The following is a 16207-nucleotide window of genomic DNA, read 5'->3' as shown; positions in this document are numbered from 1 at the left end:
ACCTACTTAGTGACCACTGGTCTCGTGACCAGTTGGCTATAAATCAGCCTATACCCACGGATGCTCACCCCTAGCAGGTGATGATGGAACTTTTGATAACATGGGCAACAGTTAGTCAGTCTGTCATTTTATGCAGCTGCCTTGCTCAAACGATAGAATATCCTGCTTTAATAGAATTTTGGAGGAAATATGGCGTCAAATCCCCAAGCATCTGCATATACTCAGAGCAGCACCAATGAAACTACCCTGGAGGATGAAAAACAGCTGAAAGTAGACCTCAAAGTTGACAAACCTGGTGCTATAGCCAAACTCACTGCTCCTGAGCCAGGACTGACCCAACCGTGGCAAGAATGGTTGCAAACTCTTACAGAAATTTTGTCACAATTGCCGGAATATATCGGCGGATTTGTTAGCAATTACCAAAAACCCTTGCTTACCGTTGGTCTTTTGCTGGCTGGGTTCATTACTGTTAAGGTCACGTTGGCAGTCCTGGATGCAATTAACGATATTCCCCTGATGGCACCGTTGTTTGAATTAGTGGGTATTGGCTATACCATCTGGTTTGTAGCTCGTTATCTACTCAAAGTCGAAACACGCCAAGAATTATCAGGGGAGATTCAATCCCTTAAAGGTCAGTTTATAGCTAAAAAGTGATATATAGTCTGGTGGCATTAGCCCTTGTCAGGTGAGGAGTATAAAAAATAGGGCATAGACAATTGTTTCAATTGCTTTCCATGCCCTATTACAGTAAATTATTTTGACACTCCCCGGCCTAAAGGCGCGAGGATTATTTAGAGGAGGTACCCTTTTGGGGCATTGCTCGTAACAACTACCAACATGGGGTTGATAGTCCACTTGGCGGTGCCAATTGCCTCTACTCTCTCCGACACAAATGTCATTGAGTCTACTTTTTTTTTGAAGTACTTTGATTCGCTTTCCAAAAAGACTCTTGCGTGGCATTGGGCTGGAATTGGAGTCTTAGACCGAGTCCCCATTTCGAGTAACTACCATTTAACCAAGTCGTCCCACTGCTGGGAGTTTCACCCTTCCTTTTCGGGTCATTGCGTCTTCTGATATTATAGCATAAAGCCGTCCTAGAAGGACGGGGTTTCAGACCCATTTTTTTTGATGACAGTAAATTAGTGTTTTTTTGCTGTAGCTCCTTGTAGCTATACTAATTAATACCTATCACTTATTTAGAAAAAATTAGCGCGATTTATTGGATAATAAAATTCAAACCTCAACTTGCCGAAGCACTGCGCAGGGCTTGAGCTGCTAGATAGAGTTTGTTCCATTCACCCATCACCTGGTTAGTTCTCCAGTTAAGATCGTTAGCGATCGCTTCGAAGGTATGACCAGCTTTCATCTGATCCAGCAACTGCTGTTGTTCAGGGGTCAGTTTTTGCTGATATTCTTGCCATTGCCTTGGGGTTAGTCCAAAGCTGTGCTCAGTGTAGGATGTTTCCAGCCAACTGGCTACTAAGTCTGGCTTGCCTTTTACCCCATTGATGGAAAAGACACGAATGGCATGGTAGCTAATTTTTTCCCGTAGACGATAGACCTTCTTGATCGGCCAATCTAGGCGACGAGCGATCGCCTCTTGAGATTGACCTTGCAAGTAAAGTCGCAGCCATTGGGCAGCCTCAGACCCTAAGTTTTTCTCTAAGTAAGCCTCAAATTCCTTAGATACGGACATCCTTAGGCTTTGTTTGTCTTCCCAAGCCTGCTTATGTTGATAATTAGTAATGGCTTGGTTATCCAATAGACTCACTGGGGCATCGGTTTCCCCTTCCGGGTTGATTGACTCTGACACTAAACGTACCATGTCTCCTTCCGGCACATGGGTCATACCGCCACGTTGAGACCGACGCAGAAAGTTGACAAACCGATAGACAACTAAGGGCTGGTTGCGAATCGGGCGCAGACAATACTCTTCAAGAGTAGTTAATAATAAAGCATTGCGCAGCGGTTCTTCCTTGGTACATTGTCTAATCCAGGCAATTTGCTTTTGGATATAGCGATCGCTATTTAATAATTCCTGAATCACTTCTTGGAGAACATCCACCACAGCCCTTTGGCGATCGCGACTTAGGGACACCCAAGTGCGGATTTTATTGCGTAAGGTAACTAGACTAGCTAAGCGGGTGGTCAAATTGCGATAGGAACGTTCTGGTGGCACCCCCAAATAACGCTGTTGCAAAATTCTGTAACGATACTCCATGGCTTGGACAGCGATTACCAGTTTGCTCTGAGTGAGAGTTTCAAACCCCTCTTTATCTTCTCCAATTAACCACTGTACAATACTGGAGCTGGTGGCTGGATTTTGGTTGGGAAAGTCACTCAACAAGCGTGACTGCCATTCTCTTTCGAGTTTATCCGCCAACTTTGCCATGACATTGCACTCCTTGGATCCCTGTTTTAAAGTTTGCATGACAACCCTCCCTGTTTCTACTCACTCGAAGTGGGTAGTGACTGCTTTCTATTTGACCACTAATTCCTAGGTATTGGAAGTGATCAAACTCCCATAAATACGCTTACAAAAGTCACACCAGTAGGATGATAGATAGCACGCCTATCTGTAGATCTAGATCGTCTTTTAGATGTGTTCTAGATCACAAGCCCTAAATAGACTTCTGGGACATCCAGCAAGTTTTACCTTCGTAAACTAGGGTAAGCACCACTATTTAGATATCACTGAGAATGATATGAATTATGCTGATAGCAGCCAATTGATATACCGTCACAGTATCTTCATAAGTATTTATCAAGCTTTTAGTTTAAAGGTGTTTAACTGAGTCGTCTACCCTGATAATCTAACCCTGACGATTTAGCTGAGTACACCCGATATCCCGGTAGCTCTTGACCTTAGGGATTACTATTTAACATACCTTCTTGAATCAGAGGAAATGCTCATACCTAATATTGAATATATCAGAAAACGCCCATCGGATCAGCTAACTTGATGCTGAAACAGGCACCCTGGGAATTTTACACAGGTTGGAATTACCGCTGTGCCTATGAATTCTATCCTCCAAGCTAGTCAACTGCTAATAGGGAACTCCTGATTTCCCCATAGACAGTATATCCACCCAGACCTATCAAACCTCTGTAATTCTGATATCCCCGTTCGCCGTTGGCGGTTACCTATTGGCTAAAACTTGAATTTTTCGTTTCAGCTGGGTAAGTCTTGACTGTTTTGAGAGGGGAAACCTGATATCTTGATAAAGATGTTTTGATAACTATATTTCTTGATTAAGCATGTCTGACCCATTTTCTCCTGAGGTAAGCGATCGCATTTGTAAGCACATGAACGATGATCATGCTGATGCTGTGGCACTGTATGCTCAGACTTTCGGTAATTCCCCGGATACAGAAGAAGCAGAAATGGCTTCAATTGATGCTCAAGGCATGACTATCATCACAAAAGTCAAGGGGGAGTCTTCCACTGTGCGCATCACGTTTGATCATGTACTTAAAGATTCTGAAGATGCTCACTACACCTTAATTGACATGATCAAACAGGCAAGGCAGTCAGTAACCAAGCTGAAGGGGTGACAAGCAGCAATGAAGCGCCTTGTTGTCACCCCCTCAGGTCACTGACTTTAACGGTAGAAAAGGTTGAAGATTTAGGCTTACCCTTTAGGCAGGGTGAGTTTCAGCATACCGTTGTGATATTCAGCTTCAACCTGATTTCTGTTAATCTTGGCTGGTATTGGAATAACCCGTTTGAATTTCCCATAGCGTAGTTCCGAGCGTACCATACCTATTGCTTTAGTCCTAGCTGCTGATTTGCGCTCGCCACTGATGGAAATAGAGTCTTCGGTGAGTTTAACATCAAGGTCTTTGGCTTCCATGCCTGGAATTTCTAGTCTCAGGTAAACCGCTTTAGGAGTTTCCTCGATCTCTGCATAGGGCATAAACGTCATCCCTGGAAATCCTCCCTCGCTGCTATTCATGAAATGGGTGAGTCGGCGGTTCAGTTCCCGATGCACACTTTCTAGATCTGGCAGATGTTCCGAACGAGTAATAGCCATTATGGTTATCTCCAACTATCCAGTTTTTTTAACCTTCACTTCTAATTTCCGCCCAGTTTATTGTTGCCCAACTAGCCACACTCTAGATAGAAGAAAATTCCAGACTGGCAGGAATTGATTCACAGAAAATCTTGGGATGTTTGGAAGCCCCGTCTATGCACAAGCGGGGTGCTGACTTTAGTATCTGATTTTACTGTTTGGGCTGCGGTGAGCAGATGTTACTCTTTTGAGATCTACTTTTATGAGATCTATTTTTTGAGATCTATTTGAGATCTATATTATGAGTATTTATTTCTAATATGTCTATTATAACTTAATCTTATGAAAACTGCTGGACGCTTTGGCAAAGTTGTTTAATATTTTTAATACTAATTTAATATTTTTAATACTCAGAGCCTTGATCAAATACTCTATCATACCCTAATTAGCTATGTATGCATCAAGACAGGGAATAAGCAACTTGGGATCAGGGAACTTCGGATCAGGAAATCGGGAATACGCCATAGGGAATACGCCATAGGTAATAGGTAAAAAATCCTGTGTACCGCATTAATATGAGAACCGCTAAATGAAATACTCACAGATTTCCCCAAATGCCTAAAATTGGGGATCCTGTCACTTGTCTCTGGCAGAGAAAACTAGAGAAATGCGATGCTCCAAAAGAGCCGCTGCGCGATTGGCCTACGGCCACGCTACGCGATTGACCGTAGGTCACGCTACTTGAGGAGCAACTAGGGTTGAGATTCCAGGGTAAACGCCTCGTAATTTGTATCAAAAACTACATAAAAAAAATCAACAATAGTATCAAAAATCTATAATCGACCGGTTGATTGTCAACAAGCCCGAAACATTGCTCAATTATTTGCCGTGTTATCCTTGGTAGATTTGATATCAAGTCAGGTTGAATACCCATAATTAGAGGGAGGGTGGGGAGATGGCCAGATGGGGAGATGGGGAGATTTTTATTAAGGGTAATTATCCCGACATGATATGAGAGATCTGGAAATTCTCGTTGCGTAAGCAAATGCTTCTGTGATTTTTGTTCAAAGGTAAGGATTCAGCTATCAGCTATCAGCTATCAGCTATCAGCTATCAGCTATCAGCTATTAGCTATCAGCTATTAGCTATTAGCTTTGGGCCAAGGCTCACGCTACGGTAATGGCTCAGGGCTGACGGCTGACCGCTGAACGCGCACGCGTGCGCGTAGCGCATAGGCTGAATGCTTACGTTCAAAGTCAGCGGAAAATTCGTTGACTTTGAACAAAAAAACTGCTTTATGATTCGATTTATTATAATAAAAAAAAATGATTTAATTATATTTATGTATTTTACAATTTATACAAAAAAATAGACTTTTATCCTGATTATATTAAATCCATTATCGACAGCTATCAAGCAGACATTTCCAAGCTTGGTTGAAATAATCTTCGATTTTGTTGATATCTGCCTCAGACAAATTTCCGGCGATGACAATTTGATTGGGCATTCCTTGAACAACATTAGGGAGTGCAGGATAAACAACCTTATAACTTTGTTTTTCAGCTGCCTGACAGATAATCCAAGACAAAAAAGACAGAATATAGGAACTCCCATACAAATCCCGTAATTTGCGCGATTTATCAATAAAGCTTTGTACGGGAGAAAACGTAATTACTGTATAACAGTTTCTACTCATTAACCAGTATTGTACAACTCAAAATTATAATTCAAAGTTGAAAATGGAGTAGTCAGCACGAAATCCAATTTGATGGGACACTCTTATTTAAATCTGGATTACAATATCTCTGTCCGGAAAATTTTGTTGCTGCTATAGCATTTTTATTTGAGATGTAAACATAGGATTGATCTAAAAAGGGAACAGTAGGAAAGAGCTCCGAAGAGTTTTTGATGTTATGAGAAAGCCATGCATCGCTTTTTAGGTATTACTGTTTGATAAGCTTCCCAAAAATCTGTATAATACACAGCACATTGTCGAACCACTGGAGGGAAAGACTTCCATGGCGCGCTTTCCAAGCTCGCTGGTAAACTGCCTAAGGCGCGCTTTCCGCGTGAAGAATTAAATTACGGCGTCGCGCCTCTTGGGTTGCGCCAATTTATTTGCCGATTCGCGAGTGCGATACCCAATATAAACTCCAACTATTTCTCTAGTTTTTTGATCAATGGCCAACCAAATCCATTGGAGACGAAACCTTAGAGAGGGTCGCCTTATTTCAGATAACTTAAAACTCTTACCCATAACCTGTCCCTATAAAGGCGACCCTCTCTTACGGTAACTTCAAATGCTGATTATCTTTTTTTGTCTTGATGCAGTCGCTCATGGGGGAAACCACGCCAGTCGCTCATGGGGGAGACCACGGCAGTCGCTCATGGGGGAAACCACGCCAGTTGCTCATGGGGGGAACCCCCAAGACCGCACTGGCTCCCCAAGACCGCGCTGCCTCCCCAAGACCGCGCTGCCTCCCCTGTTCCGAAGCTGCATCGCTTTTACAAAAAACCACATTTCATCACATTCTATGGACATTTTACATGCATGGTTTTTCTGAAACCTTGATGATTCGGGGAGTTTCGGCATACTTTTTATTAACATACTTCTCTGTTGCCATGTTTTTGAAACTCTAACTGTTCGAGCAATACCTGCGTGCATATATTTTCTCAAGTAATAGGTCATCTATTATCTTTTTTATCGACAAGGTTATCGGCTTGTTTGTCGGATTTTTAACAAACTGTCTCTTACAGTTTTTGCGGTGCGACCCCGGTCGGGTTCCCCGACAAGCGTGAATGCGCACCAAGAGAAACAGAGATATTTTGGCTTTTTATTATGAGTGCTTCCATGTCTTGATGCAGTCGCTCATGGCGGATGGGTCTGTGTGCGGAACACCGCGACGCACCTTGTACGCCCCGTGGAACGGCAGTCGCTCATAGGGGAAACCACGGCAGTCGCTCATGGGGGAGACCACGGCAGTCGCTCATGAGCGACTGCATCAAGAAGTGAGGTTTATTTTTGTCCAGGTACTTAGCTTAGATAATAAATAATGATTAATTGATAGTAAAATTGCTATATTTTTCCATAAAAAAATGCCTTATTTAAGGTCAATGCAATGTTGTATCACTACTTATTTATCACTACCGGTAAGATACAGTCGCCAATTGACCCTCTTTTGATTTTATGGAAGTTCAAACCCTTATAACTACATCTAATGGAGCGCCCAAAACAGCATGTATCTTTTTGTAACTGCTAGGCTAAAATTATTACCCAGTAAGGATTATAGCTTGCATGTCACCCCCCCAGCAAAATAAGATGCGTTTACCCTGTCATTACGTCGAAAACTACTAGCACACATTGACCAGTATCCAGATGCAGCTTACTATACCCTTCGCTATCGCCAAAATGACAATAATGTTATCATGCGACTACGAGCTTGGGGCTCCAAAGTAGAAGTGCTATTTCCTAGGGAGTTGCGACAGAGCATGAAACAGGATATTGAACAAACCTGGCAACTCTATCAACACCCTTTAGATTCATTGACAAGCCTCTCATATAAAGGAGACAAGACCCATGATTAAATAATAGGGAATAGGTAATAATTAATATAGCAGTAAAACTAAAGGTTAAGACATGTTTATATTCCCAGATCCGCTGTTCCCTATTCCCTATTCCCAGATCCGCTATTCCCTATTCCCTATTCCCTATTCCCTTGAAAAAAAATGGCTACCTTTACCCAAACTCCACAACTATCAACTCGTTTTGAAGCAGCTTTAGTTTATACCACGCGATTACATGCTAACCAAGTCAGGAAAGGCAGCGGTGTTCCCTATATCAGTCACCTGCTGAGTGTAGCAGCTTTAGTCTTAGAAGATGGTGGGGATGAAAATGAAGCGATCGCGGCATTACTCCATGATGCTATTGAAGACCAAGGAGGTGCCAAAACTCGTGAAGAAATTCGCCAACGTTTTGGTGAAAAAGTCGTCAGTATTGTCGATGGGTGTACTGAATATGAAACCCTTCCTAAACCTCCCTGGAAAGAACGGAAACTCAACTATCTTGAAAAAATACGTTTGGCTTCTCCAGAAGTTCGGCGCGTTTCTTTAGCTGATAAACTCCACAATATTCGTTCACTTCTTGCTGATTGCCACAGAGAAGGGGAACAAGTTTGGCAAAAGTTTACAGGTGGTAAAGAGGGAACCCTTTGGTTTTATCAGAGCTTACTCAAAGTTTATCAGGAAAAACCTTCGGATTTTTTGACCCAGGAATTGGCCAGATTAATTTCTCAACTAGAAGTTATTGCCAATAGGGAATAGGGAAACAGAGGGAGGTGTGGGAAGTGTGGCGAGTCTGATCTAATTTGCGTTTGAATACTTACTTTATAGCGATTATCATATTAATGACGTAAACAGGATTTTTTCCCTATTGCCTATTGCTAGCTTGCCTATTGCCTGTTCCCTATTGCCTATTGCTAGCTTGCCTATTGCCTATTCCGGTGATCCGCTGTTCCCTAAAAAGCATTCTACCTAGAATCCCAAATCCACAGCAATACGGTGAGCACAAGCAAATCCCGAAAACGCTACTGCATTTAAACCCTGCCCCGGAAAGGTGCTATCCCCAACACAATAAAGCCCTGGAATCGCAGTGCGATTAAACGGCATTCCCAACAATCCCATTAACTTGCGGCTGGGAATTGGCCCATAGGTTCCATCCATACGGTTCAAAAATCGTCGATGACTGCGTGGTGTGCCCACCTCCATGTAATCCAATCCAGCATCTAAGCCAGGAAAAATCGTCTCCAGTCGCTCAATTAAGCCTCCAGCTGCCTCTTCCTTCTTATTTTCGTACTCACTAGGGGATAATCCTTGCCAATCTTCCATCCAGCTCGGGGTAAACGTGTGGAAAACATGATAGCCTTCTGGCGCTAAATTGGGATCAAGCAAAGTAGGAATCGAAACAAAAATAGTCCCCTCCGCATCCTCCATTTTTTCCCAGTCTTCTAGGACAATATGGTGACACTCTGTACCAGGTGGTAAAACATCTGCCTTTACCCCTAAATGTAAACTCAAAAAACCCGGTGATTTCTGATAACGCTGTTGCCATTTCCGCTCAGCTACTGGCATCTGGTCAGCTGGCAGCAATTTCTCAAATGTATCCCAACGGGTAGCATTGGAAACAATTCGTTTTGCTCGATACTCTTTACCATTCACTAGCTGGACACCCACTGCCTTGCCCTTTTCCAGCAGAATTTTCCCCACTCGAGCTTTATAAAGAATCTGACCTCCAGCTTTCTCCAATCCCTCCACTAGTTTTTGGGCGATTTTTCCTACACCTCCTACCGGATAATTAATCCCACCGTAATGTCGGTCAGAAAACACCATCCCAGCATTAATCATCGGTGTTTTGTCAGCAGGTACCACAGACCAGCAATAACATTCCATGTCTATAAATTTTAGCAACTCGAGGTCGCTAATATACTTGCGAGCAATGTCTCCCACATTTTGGGGAAGGTACTTCACTAAACCCAAACAAGCCAAGGGATGCTGGAAAAATACTCTGGTCAAATAGCCGAGTTCTTCCAAGGACAGTAACTCCATGGCATTTAGGCAATTAAAGACCTTCCAGCATTCATCGTAAAATTTGCGAATTCCTTGGCGTTGGTCAGGGAAGTGAGCCGTAAGTTCTTGCAAAAAATTCTCATAGTCTCGGTGGACTTTTAGCTCTAGACCACCAGGGAGATGATAGTGAATCTGTACTGGATCTGGAATTGTTTCCAGACTGACATTGACAGCCTCAAGAGCTCGGGTAAGTAGATTGGTTGTCCCCTTGGTGCCAAACCCAAAAATCATTGATGCTCCAACATCAAAGCGGTACCCCTCTCGCTCGAAGTAACCCGAACTACCACCAGGAATGATATAGCTTTCTAGCACCAGCACACTCGCTCCCTTAGCTGCCAACTGAGTTGCGGTGACTAGCCCCCCAATACCAGAGCCAATCACAATAGTATCAAATACCGATTGATTGGAAATGGTATGGGATTGATTGCTTGATGGGCAAGGTTGGGATCCAGCAGTCATGGAATTAGTAATTTATATAGATTAACTGATGGATCTGAGTTTAGCGTTTCTTGTTGAGATAGGAGTTCATTACCAATGCAAAAAAAAAAGTGGGCACCAGCCTGCTGCTGCGTACCGGTCCCACCCGCCTATCCTTAATGAGAGGAGAACACTTATTACTACTATATGCTTGTTGAAAAAGAATGTCAACATATAGGGAGCCATTTTTCCGAAAAGGGGAGTGTCGGGAGTGTCGGGAGTATTAGCTAACCATCCCACCGGGGAGGCTAACAAGCCGCCTTCTTACCCTTACTGGGTGTAGGCGAACCTGTAGGGAAAACTTTTTGGGAACTAAGGCAATCATTACACCCCACACCCCATACCTTTCAGGTGTATGATTTTAACAAAAGAGGAAAAAAGAACTAAAAACCTTAGTACACCATTGGACTGTCATCGATGATCACACAGATTCCGAAAGGGTATCAAGAATGGTTCAGAGTAGTGATGAGGAAGATGCCTCATCTGAGCAAATCTCAGGCAGTGGGATTAGCAATGGGTCGCTTTTTTGGTATTGCCATCACTCAAAGTTGTGGATTATCAACAGTAGCCGTATTTTTAGCAGAAATCCAACATCGATCAGAAAACAATGTCAGAGAGCAGTTAAGGCAATGGTACAAGGAAAAAAGTCACAAATATGGCAGAAAGCGACAAGAAATAGAAGTCAGTGAAAGCTTTGCCTTCTTATTGTTGTGGATATTAAGTTGGTGGTCATCCGATCAAAAAAGCCTGGTGCTGGCTGCAGATGCATCCACATTGGGTAAGCGTTTTACAGTCTTGGTAATTAGTGTGGTCTACCGTGGCTGTGGAATACCTGTAGCTTGGAAAATTGTGGGTGCAACCGAAAAAGGGAGTTGGCAACCTTACTGGCATCAGCTGTTAAATCAGGTCAAACAGGGGATCCCGGATGATTGGTTTGTGATAGTCACCACAGACCGAGGGTTGTATGCTAAATGGTTTTATCAAGGGATTGTGGCTAATGGCTGGCATCCTTTGATGCGGATTAATGCTCAAGGATATTACCAACCATCCCAGGTTTTGGGTGACCAACCCCCATCGAAATTACCTCTGTCTGGGCTAATCACTGAGGTTGGTCAGCATTGGAGTGGTCGAGTCAGATGTTTCCGAAGCAACTGTGTCGATTGCACTCTCTTAGCTCGCTGGGATCACGGTTATGCTGACCCTTGGTTAATGTTAACGGATTTGAGTCCACAACAGGCTCAAATCTACTGGTATAGTATGCGTAGCTGGATTGAATGCTTGTTCAAAGACATTAAGCGTGGTGGTTTTGGTTGGCATCACACCAAAATGACTGACCCCAAACGTGCCGAAAGACAATGGTAACGCTATTGCTGTGGCGACTATTTGGTTGGTTGGCGTCGGAGGATTAACTGACACTAGTTTATCTGCTAGTAGTTTATCGGTTGAAACTGACGACGATGGCCTCGACGCCGATCCGTTGCAATTTTCGACCCACTCTCAACAACCTCTGTCTTTAAGTTGTTTTCGACGAGGTTTTTTACGTATTCTGGCATCTGTCATTCAACAAATGCCTTTACCTATGGGTTGTTTTTCTCCCTCATTTTCTCTATCTTCTGCATAAATATTAAAATCATACACCTAAAAGACACCCCATACCCCGCGCCCACGCCCCACCCCACACCCCCTCAGGTGTATATCTGAGTCTCTATGGTGTTTTTACTTGTAATTGACCACTTGACAGTATTATTGGCATAGTTACAAGCATGCCCAAACCCTTTGAGTGCTGTCTCTATTTTGACAACTTGTTTAGGGTTTGCTTAAATCAAGCAAACTATGGTTAATGCTGTGTTCATCAATGTAAAACTTGAGACTATCATCAACTAGATTAAGACTTGTGGTTATTCCGAAAAAACCTGCAACCCAATTCCTCTGACACTACTTTATTTGTTTCTCACTAATTCTTATAGTTACTACCTGTTATGACTCTCCAACTACGTGTCTATGTTCCACCCCATCCCCTAGTTAAGCACTGGCTAGGGGTTGCCCGTGATGCCTCGACACCACCTCCATTGTTCAAAAGCGCTATGACCGAGTTGGGACGCTGGTTGACCTATGAAGCAATGCGGGATTGGTTGCCGAATGAAGAACTAACAGTGCAAACTCCCCTAGCTCCGTGCAAGGTAACTATGGTGAATCCAGAAGTGCCCATAGTAGTTGTGCCAATTTTGCGGGCTGGACTAGCCCTATTAGATGGAGCCCAAACTTTGCTGCCATTGGCATCGGTTTATCACCTTGGTCTGGTCAGAAATGAGGAAAGCTTACAAGCCAATTGTTACCTGAATACCTTACCCAATCAGTTTGACCCAAATACACGAGTCCTAGTTCTCGACCCGATGCTGGCTACTGGTGGGACAATGATGTTGGCAATGTCAGAACTTAAAAAACGAGGAGCAACACCAGACTTAACAAGGATTATTAGCGTGGTAGCAGCACCACCAGCCTTACAAAAGTTGGGGGCAGATTATCCTAGTTTGACCATCTACACTGGCATGATTGATGAGGAAGTCAATGGTAAGGGATATATAGTACCAGGCTTGGGTGATGCAGGCGATCGCGCTTTTGGAACTTGACCTGAGCAATTAACCCCTATTACCCTGACGGACTTACCAAGCAAACGCAACTGACAGTAGAGGTGTTCTGTGAGAACACCTCTAACTATACTTCCTGATCAGGGTTCCAAGGTTCACACTCCCCGCTCCCTCACCAGACCGGGCTTTTCAAATCAACCAGTCCACTTGCTTAAAAAATTGACATTTTCCAAGGTTCGGTGGGTCTGTCCTTGTTAGTGCAGCCTGGGCGTAGCCCAAACCTTGTCAGTGTTGTCAGTTTTTTTCGGTGAAGTTGACCTATCCCCTAGGGTAGCTATATAATTACAGTAAAAGATTATTATTTCCAGCCACGTTTCAAAAACACGTTTCAAAAACACGTTTCAAAAACTCTAGACGAGGACTAAAGTCGCCCTAGCCCCTGGTTTTTCATCCCCGCTCTTGCCTAGACTGGGCTTTCAAAGCCTTGTCTAAATCTCTTCCGATACGATACAATCAATTAAGGGCTGGTAGCTCACCTTTTTCTAATCAGCAAGATCCTCTCAAACTTGATGGGTTAATCTGGATAAAAGCTGCATTTTTCAAATCAAGGGCAACAGAGCAACATGAGTCAGCAAGATGGTTTTGCAAGTGGATTCCTGACTGGAGCAGTAGTCGGGGGATTGATAGGTGGATTAATCGGCGCTTTGGTTACTGCTGGTAAAAGTAATCAAAAGGATGAGGAAGATCGGTCTATGTTAAATTCTGAGCGCTCAGACCCTAAGGCAATTAGGGCGAGAAGGCGCGAACTAAAGGCAGAAGCAAGCATTGAAGCGGCACGTCAGAGTTTGGAAGACAAAATTGCCCAGCTCAATTCAGCCATTGACGATGTACGTCAACAAGTCAGCACAGTGAAAGGTACAGCTGAGGCAAATACACATGAACGGGTGCTTGAGCCGTGAAAAAAGCTGAACTAGGTATGTTAAAGCTGTACTGACTTGCTATTCAGGCACAGGGTGATCAAATCCGTTAAACTTAACATCAAGGCATAAAACTTACACAAACTTACTAAGAAAGCTTATAAATCTATGGCTACAGAACTGTTGACCAGTACTCTCCAGAGCTTTATCCAAATCTATCTAGTTCTATTAATTGTCCGAATTCTGTTAACTTGGTTTCAAACAATGGATTGGGCGAATCAGGTCGCTTCTGTCTTAAGTCCAATTACTGACCCTTACCTGAATATTTTCCGTTCCTTCATTCCACCCCTTGGAGGTATAGATTTTTCCCCCATACTGGCGATTTTCCTTCTACAAATTGTAGCTGGGCTGTTTTAGCTTAAACAGGGATTAATCCCACGCTGAAGCTTCGCTTTCAGACGTGGGGGTTATCCCCGTTTAAGCTAATCATCGACCGATTCTGTTCCTAAAGCCGGATGCCTTAAAACCCTTAAGGATCAGAGGCGTTTTTACATTAGCAGGAACCGTAACCCGGATTTCAAAATTACTGGTTCCTGGTGGCACTTCATCAATTAACCCCACGCGACCCCGGTTTTGGAAGGTATTATTGCCATTGGCATCCAAGATACGACCAAAGACATCAGCATCAACCACCATTCTGCCAGTGGGATTCTTGGCTTTACCCTTGATCAGATAGCAACTAGCCTGCCTAGCCGACCCCCCACCACTGGTCACCGTACCTTCCGCCATTCCTGAGGGACACTCCTGGGAAGACAAGTCGAACAGTTTAATGCGAATCACAGCCAACGCAGGGGCAGCAAAGGCCGAGCTGATCACCCAAATCAAACAAGCTACAACAGTAGCAGTTAACCAATTTCGAAACCCCATAAAGCCCACCAAAAATTAACCTTATAGCTACTTTACATGTAAATTGCATAGGGTTTAGCTTGGAGCAGAGAAAATATCGCTAACTATAGCTAATATCATTGAGGTACTAAGCCCTTGAGGTTAATGGCATTATGGAGTCGGGAGTCAGGAGCGGTGCGACCCGTGGCGAATTTAATTACGGGTCAAGCGCACGCCCTGGGAGTCGGGAGTCGGAGGCATAAAAATGACTTTACCTCATAAGTACGAGAAACGCTATATTATGATTAACGCGCTATAGTTTTAGATTTGATTTGGGGAAATTGGTAGAATCAGTGACCATTACCAAGATTTGGGGGGAACGTAGAACTTTTCCAGGGACAACCGTGACCAAACAATACGCGATCGCACTAGCAATACTCCTAAGGTAATTATTCCCAAACTAACAGCTCTTAGTTGCTGGTTTCCAGTCCAAGCTAACTCTCCAAGGTAGCTCGAACCAATGATCACGGTATGAATTGCAGCTAGGACTAAAGCAGGGATACTCAATAAATGAATCCGTCGCCAATGCTTGCCCAAAGCTCTCTGTAAGTAATCAAAACTGGTGAGAGCGGCTGGGGTGATCAACACAAGGGCTACAGTTCCTGCTAACATACCCCACTGATGCTGCGGTAGCATAAACCCCAGAGCATTTAACTTCCAGTTCAAGGTATGGTCGAGCTTATGAAATGTATGAGCGATCGCCAACACAAATGCCCCCACTCCTAAAGCCCGACGATAGCGTAACAGCCCAGCCCACAAACCACTAATCGGACGAGCAATCAAAGCTAACATCAGTAACAGCAGCGCCCCATGACCGGTGTAATCCACCATAGCATCGGTACGGAGAAGGGTTAAAATACCAATCGTGAGGGTAACCCAGCCTCCTAGGCGAAACAACTGGCTGCGCTTGCTAACACTGAGTCTAGATGCAGATAAACCCACTCCTAGCATCATGGGCATCGTTCCCAGTCCAAATGCCAGCATCGTTGCTGCTCCCCACCAGAGATTACCCATTTCCGCTGCTTTAATCTGAGCAGCATACAGGAATCCACAAGGCATCAAACCCCAGACTCCTCCTAAAAGGGCTGGTGTCCACCACTGAGATTCCCCAGACAATTTAGTCATCGCCACCGTCAGCCGTTGATGCCCAATCCCTTGAGATAGGGGGTGTAATAGGGGCAGACGGGGAATCCAATCGGGTTTAAGCTGCACACAGCCAAACCAAATAAGCATTAAACCAGTCAGAATTGCCATGGCTTGGCGCAATCCACTGCCAATCCCAGCCAACTGACCACTGGCAATCAAGACCGAACCCATACCCCCAAGTCCAGCTCCCACTAGAGCATAACTAATTATTCGTCCTAGGTTCAGTAGACTATGAAAACCCAGCTGATGCAGCCACTTTGGAGATTTTTCCTGCTGCTGAGATAGAGAAAACGCCACTGTCAGAGGTCCACACATTCCCACACAATGACCAAAACTCCCCAGAAACCCTAGGGTCATGACCAGCAGCAAATCTAAAACCATTCCGTGCTTATGTTCCCTAGCGATAGACTATCGTAGATCTTATCATCAGCCATTCATCCTTATTGTGAATTTATAGCAATTTGTAATTAAAAGATTGATGTGTTATCTTCGATATCCT

The 16207-nt window shown here is 43.9% G+C and carries 16 protein-coding genes; 9 read left to right on the top strand and 7 right to left on the bottom strand.

The window, feature by feature from the left end; genetic code table 11:
- Positions 1–189 precede the first annotated feature (189 nt).
- Complete coding sequence (locus tag F6J90_RS35080) at positions 190–654, top strand: CAAD domain-containing protein (RefSeq protein ID WP_293021868.1); 465 nt, start codon at positions 190–192, stop codon at positions 652–654.
- A 586-nt stretch (positions 655–1240) separates the two neighbouring features.
- Here the strand turns inward: F6J90_RS35080 and F6J90_RS35075 are convergent.
- Entirely contained in the window at positions 1241–2392 is a 1152-nt protein-coding gene (locus tag F6J90_RS35075) for a HetZ-related protein 2 (protein ID WP_366513968.1), read from the bottom strand.
- 866 nt (positions 2393–3258) lie between these two features.
- Between F6J90_RS35075 and F6J90_RS35070 the strand changes: the two genes are divergently transcribed.
- Positions 3259–3555: a DUF2470 domain-containing protein gene (locus tag F6J90_RS35070; protein ID WP_293104709.1), complete on the top strand. Its 297-nt coding sequence runs from the start codon at positions 3259–3261 to the stop codon at positions 3553–3555.
- Between the two features lie 77 nt (positions 3556–3632).
- Here the strand turns inward: F6J90_RS35070 and F6J90_RS35065 are convergent, their stop codons facing one another.
- Together F6J90_RS35065 and F6J90_RS35060 are read right to left on the bottom strand one after the other, a co-directional pair.
- Entirely contained in the window at positions 3633–4034 is a 402-nt protein-coding gene (locus F6J90_RS35065) for an Hsp20/alpha crystallin family protein (RefSeq protein ID WP_293104706.1), read from the bottom strand.
- A 1378-nt stretch (positions 4035–5412) separates the two neighbouring features.
- Positions 5413–5709 carry a type III-B CRISPR-associated protein Cas10/Cmr2 gene (locus tag F6J90_RS35060; protein ID WP_293104703.1) on the bottom strand — a complete coding sequence of 99 codons (297 nt, stop codon included), beginning with the start codon at positions 5707–5709 and terminating at the stop codon, positions 5413–5415.
- A gap of 641 nt (positions 5710–6350) precedes the next feature.
- Between F6J90_RS35060 and F6J90_RS35055 the strand changes: the two genes are divergently transcribed.
- The 3 genes from F6J90_RS35055 (at position 6351) to F6J90_RS35045 (ending at position 8333) form a co-directional block, all read left to right on the top strand.
- Positions 6351–6653 carry a hypothetical protein gene (locus F6J90_RS35055; RefSeq protein ID WP_293104700.1) on the top strand — a complete coding sequence of 101 codons (303 nt, stop codon included), beginning with the start codon at positions 6351–6353 and terminating at the stop codon, positions 6651–6653.
- 690 nt (positions 6654–7343) lie between these two features.
- Positions 7344–7598: a TIGR03985 family CRISPR-associated protein gene (locus F6J90_RS35050; RefSeq protein WP_293105303.1), complete on the top strand. Its 255-nt coding sequence runs from the start codon at positions 7344–7346 to the stop codon at positions 7596–7598.
- A gap of 141 nt (positions 7599–7739) precedes the next feature.
- Entirely contained in the window at positions 7740–8333 is a 594-nt protein-coding gene (locus tag F6J90_RS35045; protein ID WP_293104697.1) for an HD domain-containing protein, read from the top strand.
- Positions 8334–8543: 210 nt separating this feature from the next.
- On the opposite strand, the gene crtH is transcribed toward F6J90_RS35045, so the two are convergent.
- Positions 8544–10094: a carotenoid isomerase gene (gene crtH / locus F6J90_RS35040; protein ID WP_293104694.1), complete on the bottom strand. Its 1551-nt coding sequence runs from the start codon at positions 10092–10094 to the stop codon at positions 8544–8546.
- A 435-nt stretch (positions 10095–10529) separates the two neighbouring features.
- On the opposite strand from crtH, the gene F6J90_RS35035 reads away from it, so the two are divergent.
- Entirely contained in the window at positions 10530–11474 is a 945-nt protein-coding gene (locus tag F6J90_RS35035; RefSeq protein WP_293090693.1) for a transposase, read from the top strand.
- Positions 11475–11539: 65 nt separating this feature from the next.
- Here the strand turns inward: F6J90_RS35035 and F6J90_RS35030 are convergent, their stop codons facing one another.
- The gene (locus F6J90_RS35030; RefSeq protein WP_293090694.1) at positions 11540–11665 is read right to left on the bottom strand and encodes a hypothetical protein; all 126 of its coding nucleotides are present in this window, start codon (positions 11663–11665) and stop codon (positions 11540–11542) included.
- 426 nt (positions 11666–12091) lie between these two features.
- On the opposite strand from F6J90_RS35030, the gene upp reads away from it, so the two are divergent.
- The 3 genes from upp to F6J90_RS35015 all read left to right on the top strand — a co-directional run bounded on the left by upp (position 12092) and on the right by F6J90_RS35015 (position 14034).
- Positions 12092–12742 carry a uracil phosphoribosyltransferase gene (gene upp / locus F6J90_RS35025; RefSeq protein WP_293104691.1) on the top strand — a complete coding sequence of 217 codons (651 nt, stop codon included), beginning with the start codon at positions 12092–12094 and terminating at the stop codon, positions 12740–12742.
- A 581-nt stretch (positions 12743–13323) separates the two neighbouring features.
- Positions 13324–13659 (top strand): hypothetical protein, encoded by a 336-nt coding sequence (locus F6J90_RS35020; RefSeq protein ID WP_293104689.1) that lies wholly within the window; start codon positions 13324–13326, stop codon positions 13657–13659.
- Between the two features lie 126 nt (positions 13660–13785).
- Positions 13786–14034, top strand: coding sequence for a YggT family protein (locus F6J90_RS35015; RefSeq protein WP_293065509.1), 249 nt, complete (start codon positions 13786–13788; stop codon positions 14032–14034).
- Between the two features lie 69 nt (positions 14035–14103).
- On the opposite strand, the gene F6J90_RS35010 is transcribed toward F6J90_RS35015, so the two are convergent.
- Together F6J90_RS35010 and F6J90_RS35005 are read right to left on the bottom strand one after the other, a co-directional pair.
- Positions 14104–14544 (bottom strand): hypothetical protein, encoded by a 441-nt coding sequence (locus F6J90_RS35010; protein ID WP_293104687.1) that lies wholly within the window; start codon positions 14542–14544, stop codon positions 14104–14106.
- Between the two features lie 318 nt (positions 14545–14862).
- On the bottom strand, positions 14863–16089 hold the full coding sequence (locus F6J90_RS35005; protein ID WP_293104685.1) for a sulfite exporter TauE/SafE family protein: 1227 nt from the start codon (positions 16087–16089) through the stop codon (positions 14863–14865).
- Positions 16090–16207: the final 118 nt, after the last annotated feature.

The organism is Moorena sp. SIOASIH, assembly GCF_010671925.1.
Taxonomy (GTDB): domain Bacteria; phylum Cyanobacteriota; class Cyanobacteriia; order Cyanobacteriales; family Coleofasciculaceae; genus Moorena.
The sequence above is the reverse complement of the archived record's forward strand: the minus strand, read 5'-3'. Positions and strand labels throughout refer to the sequence as shown.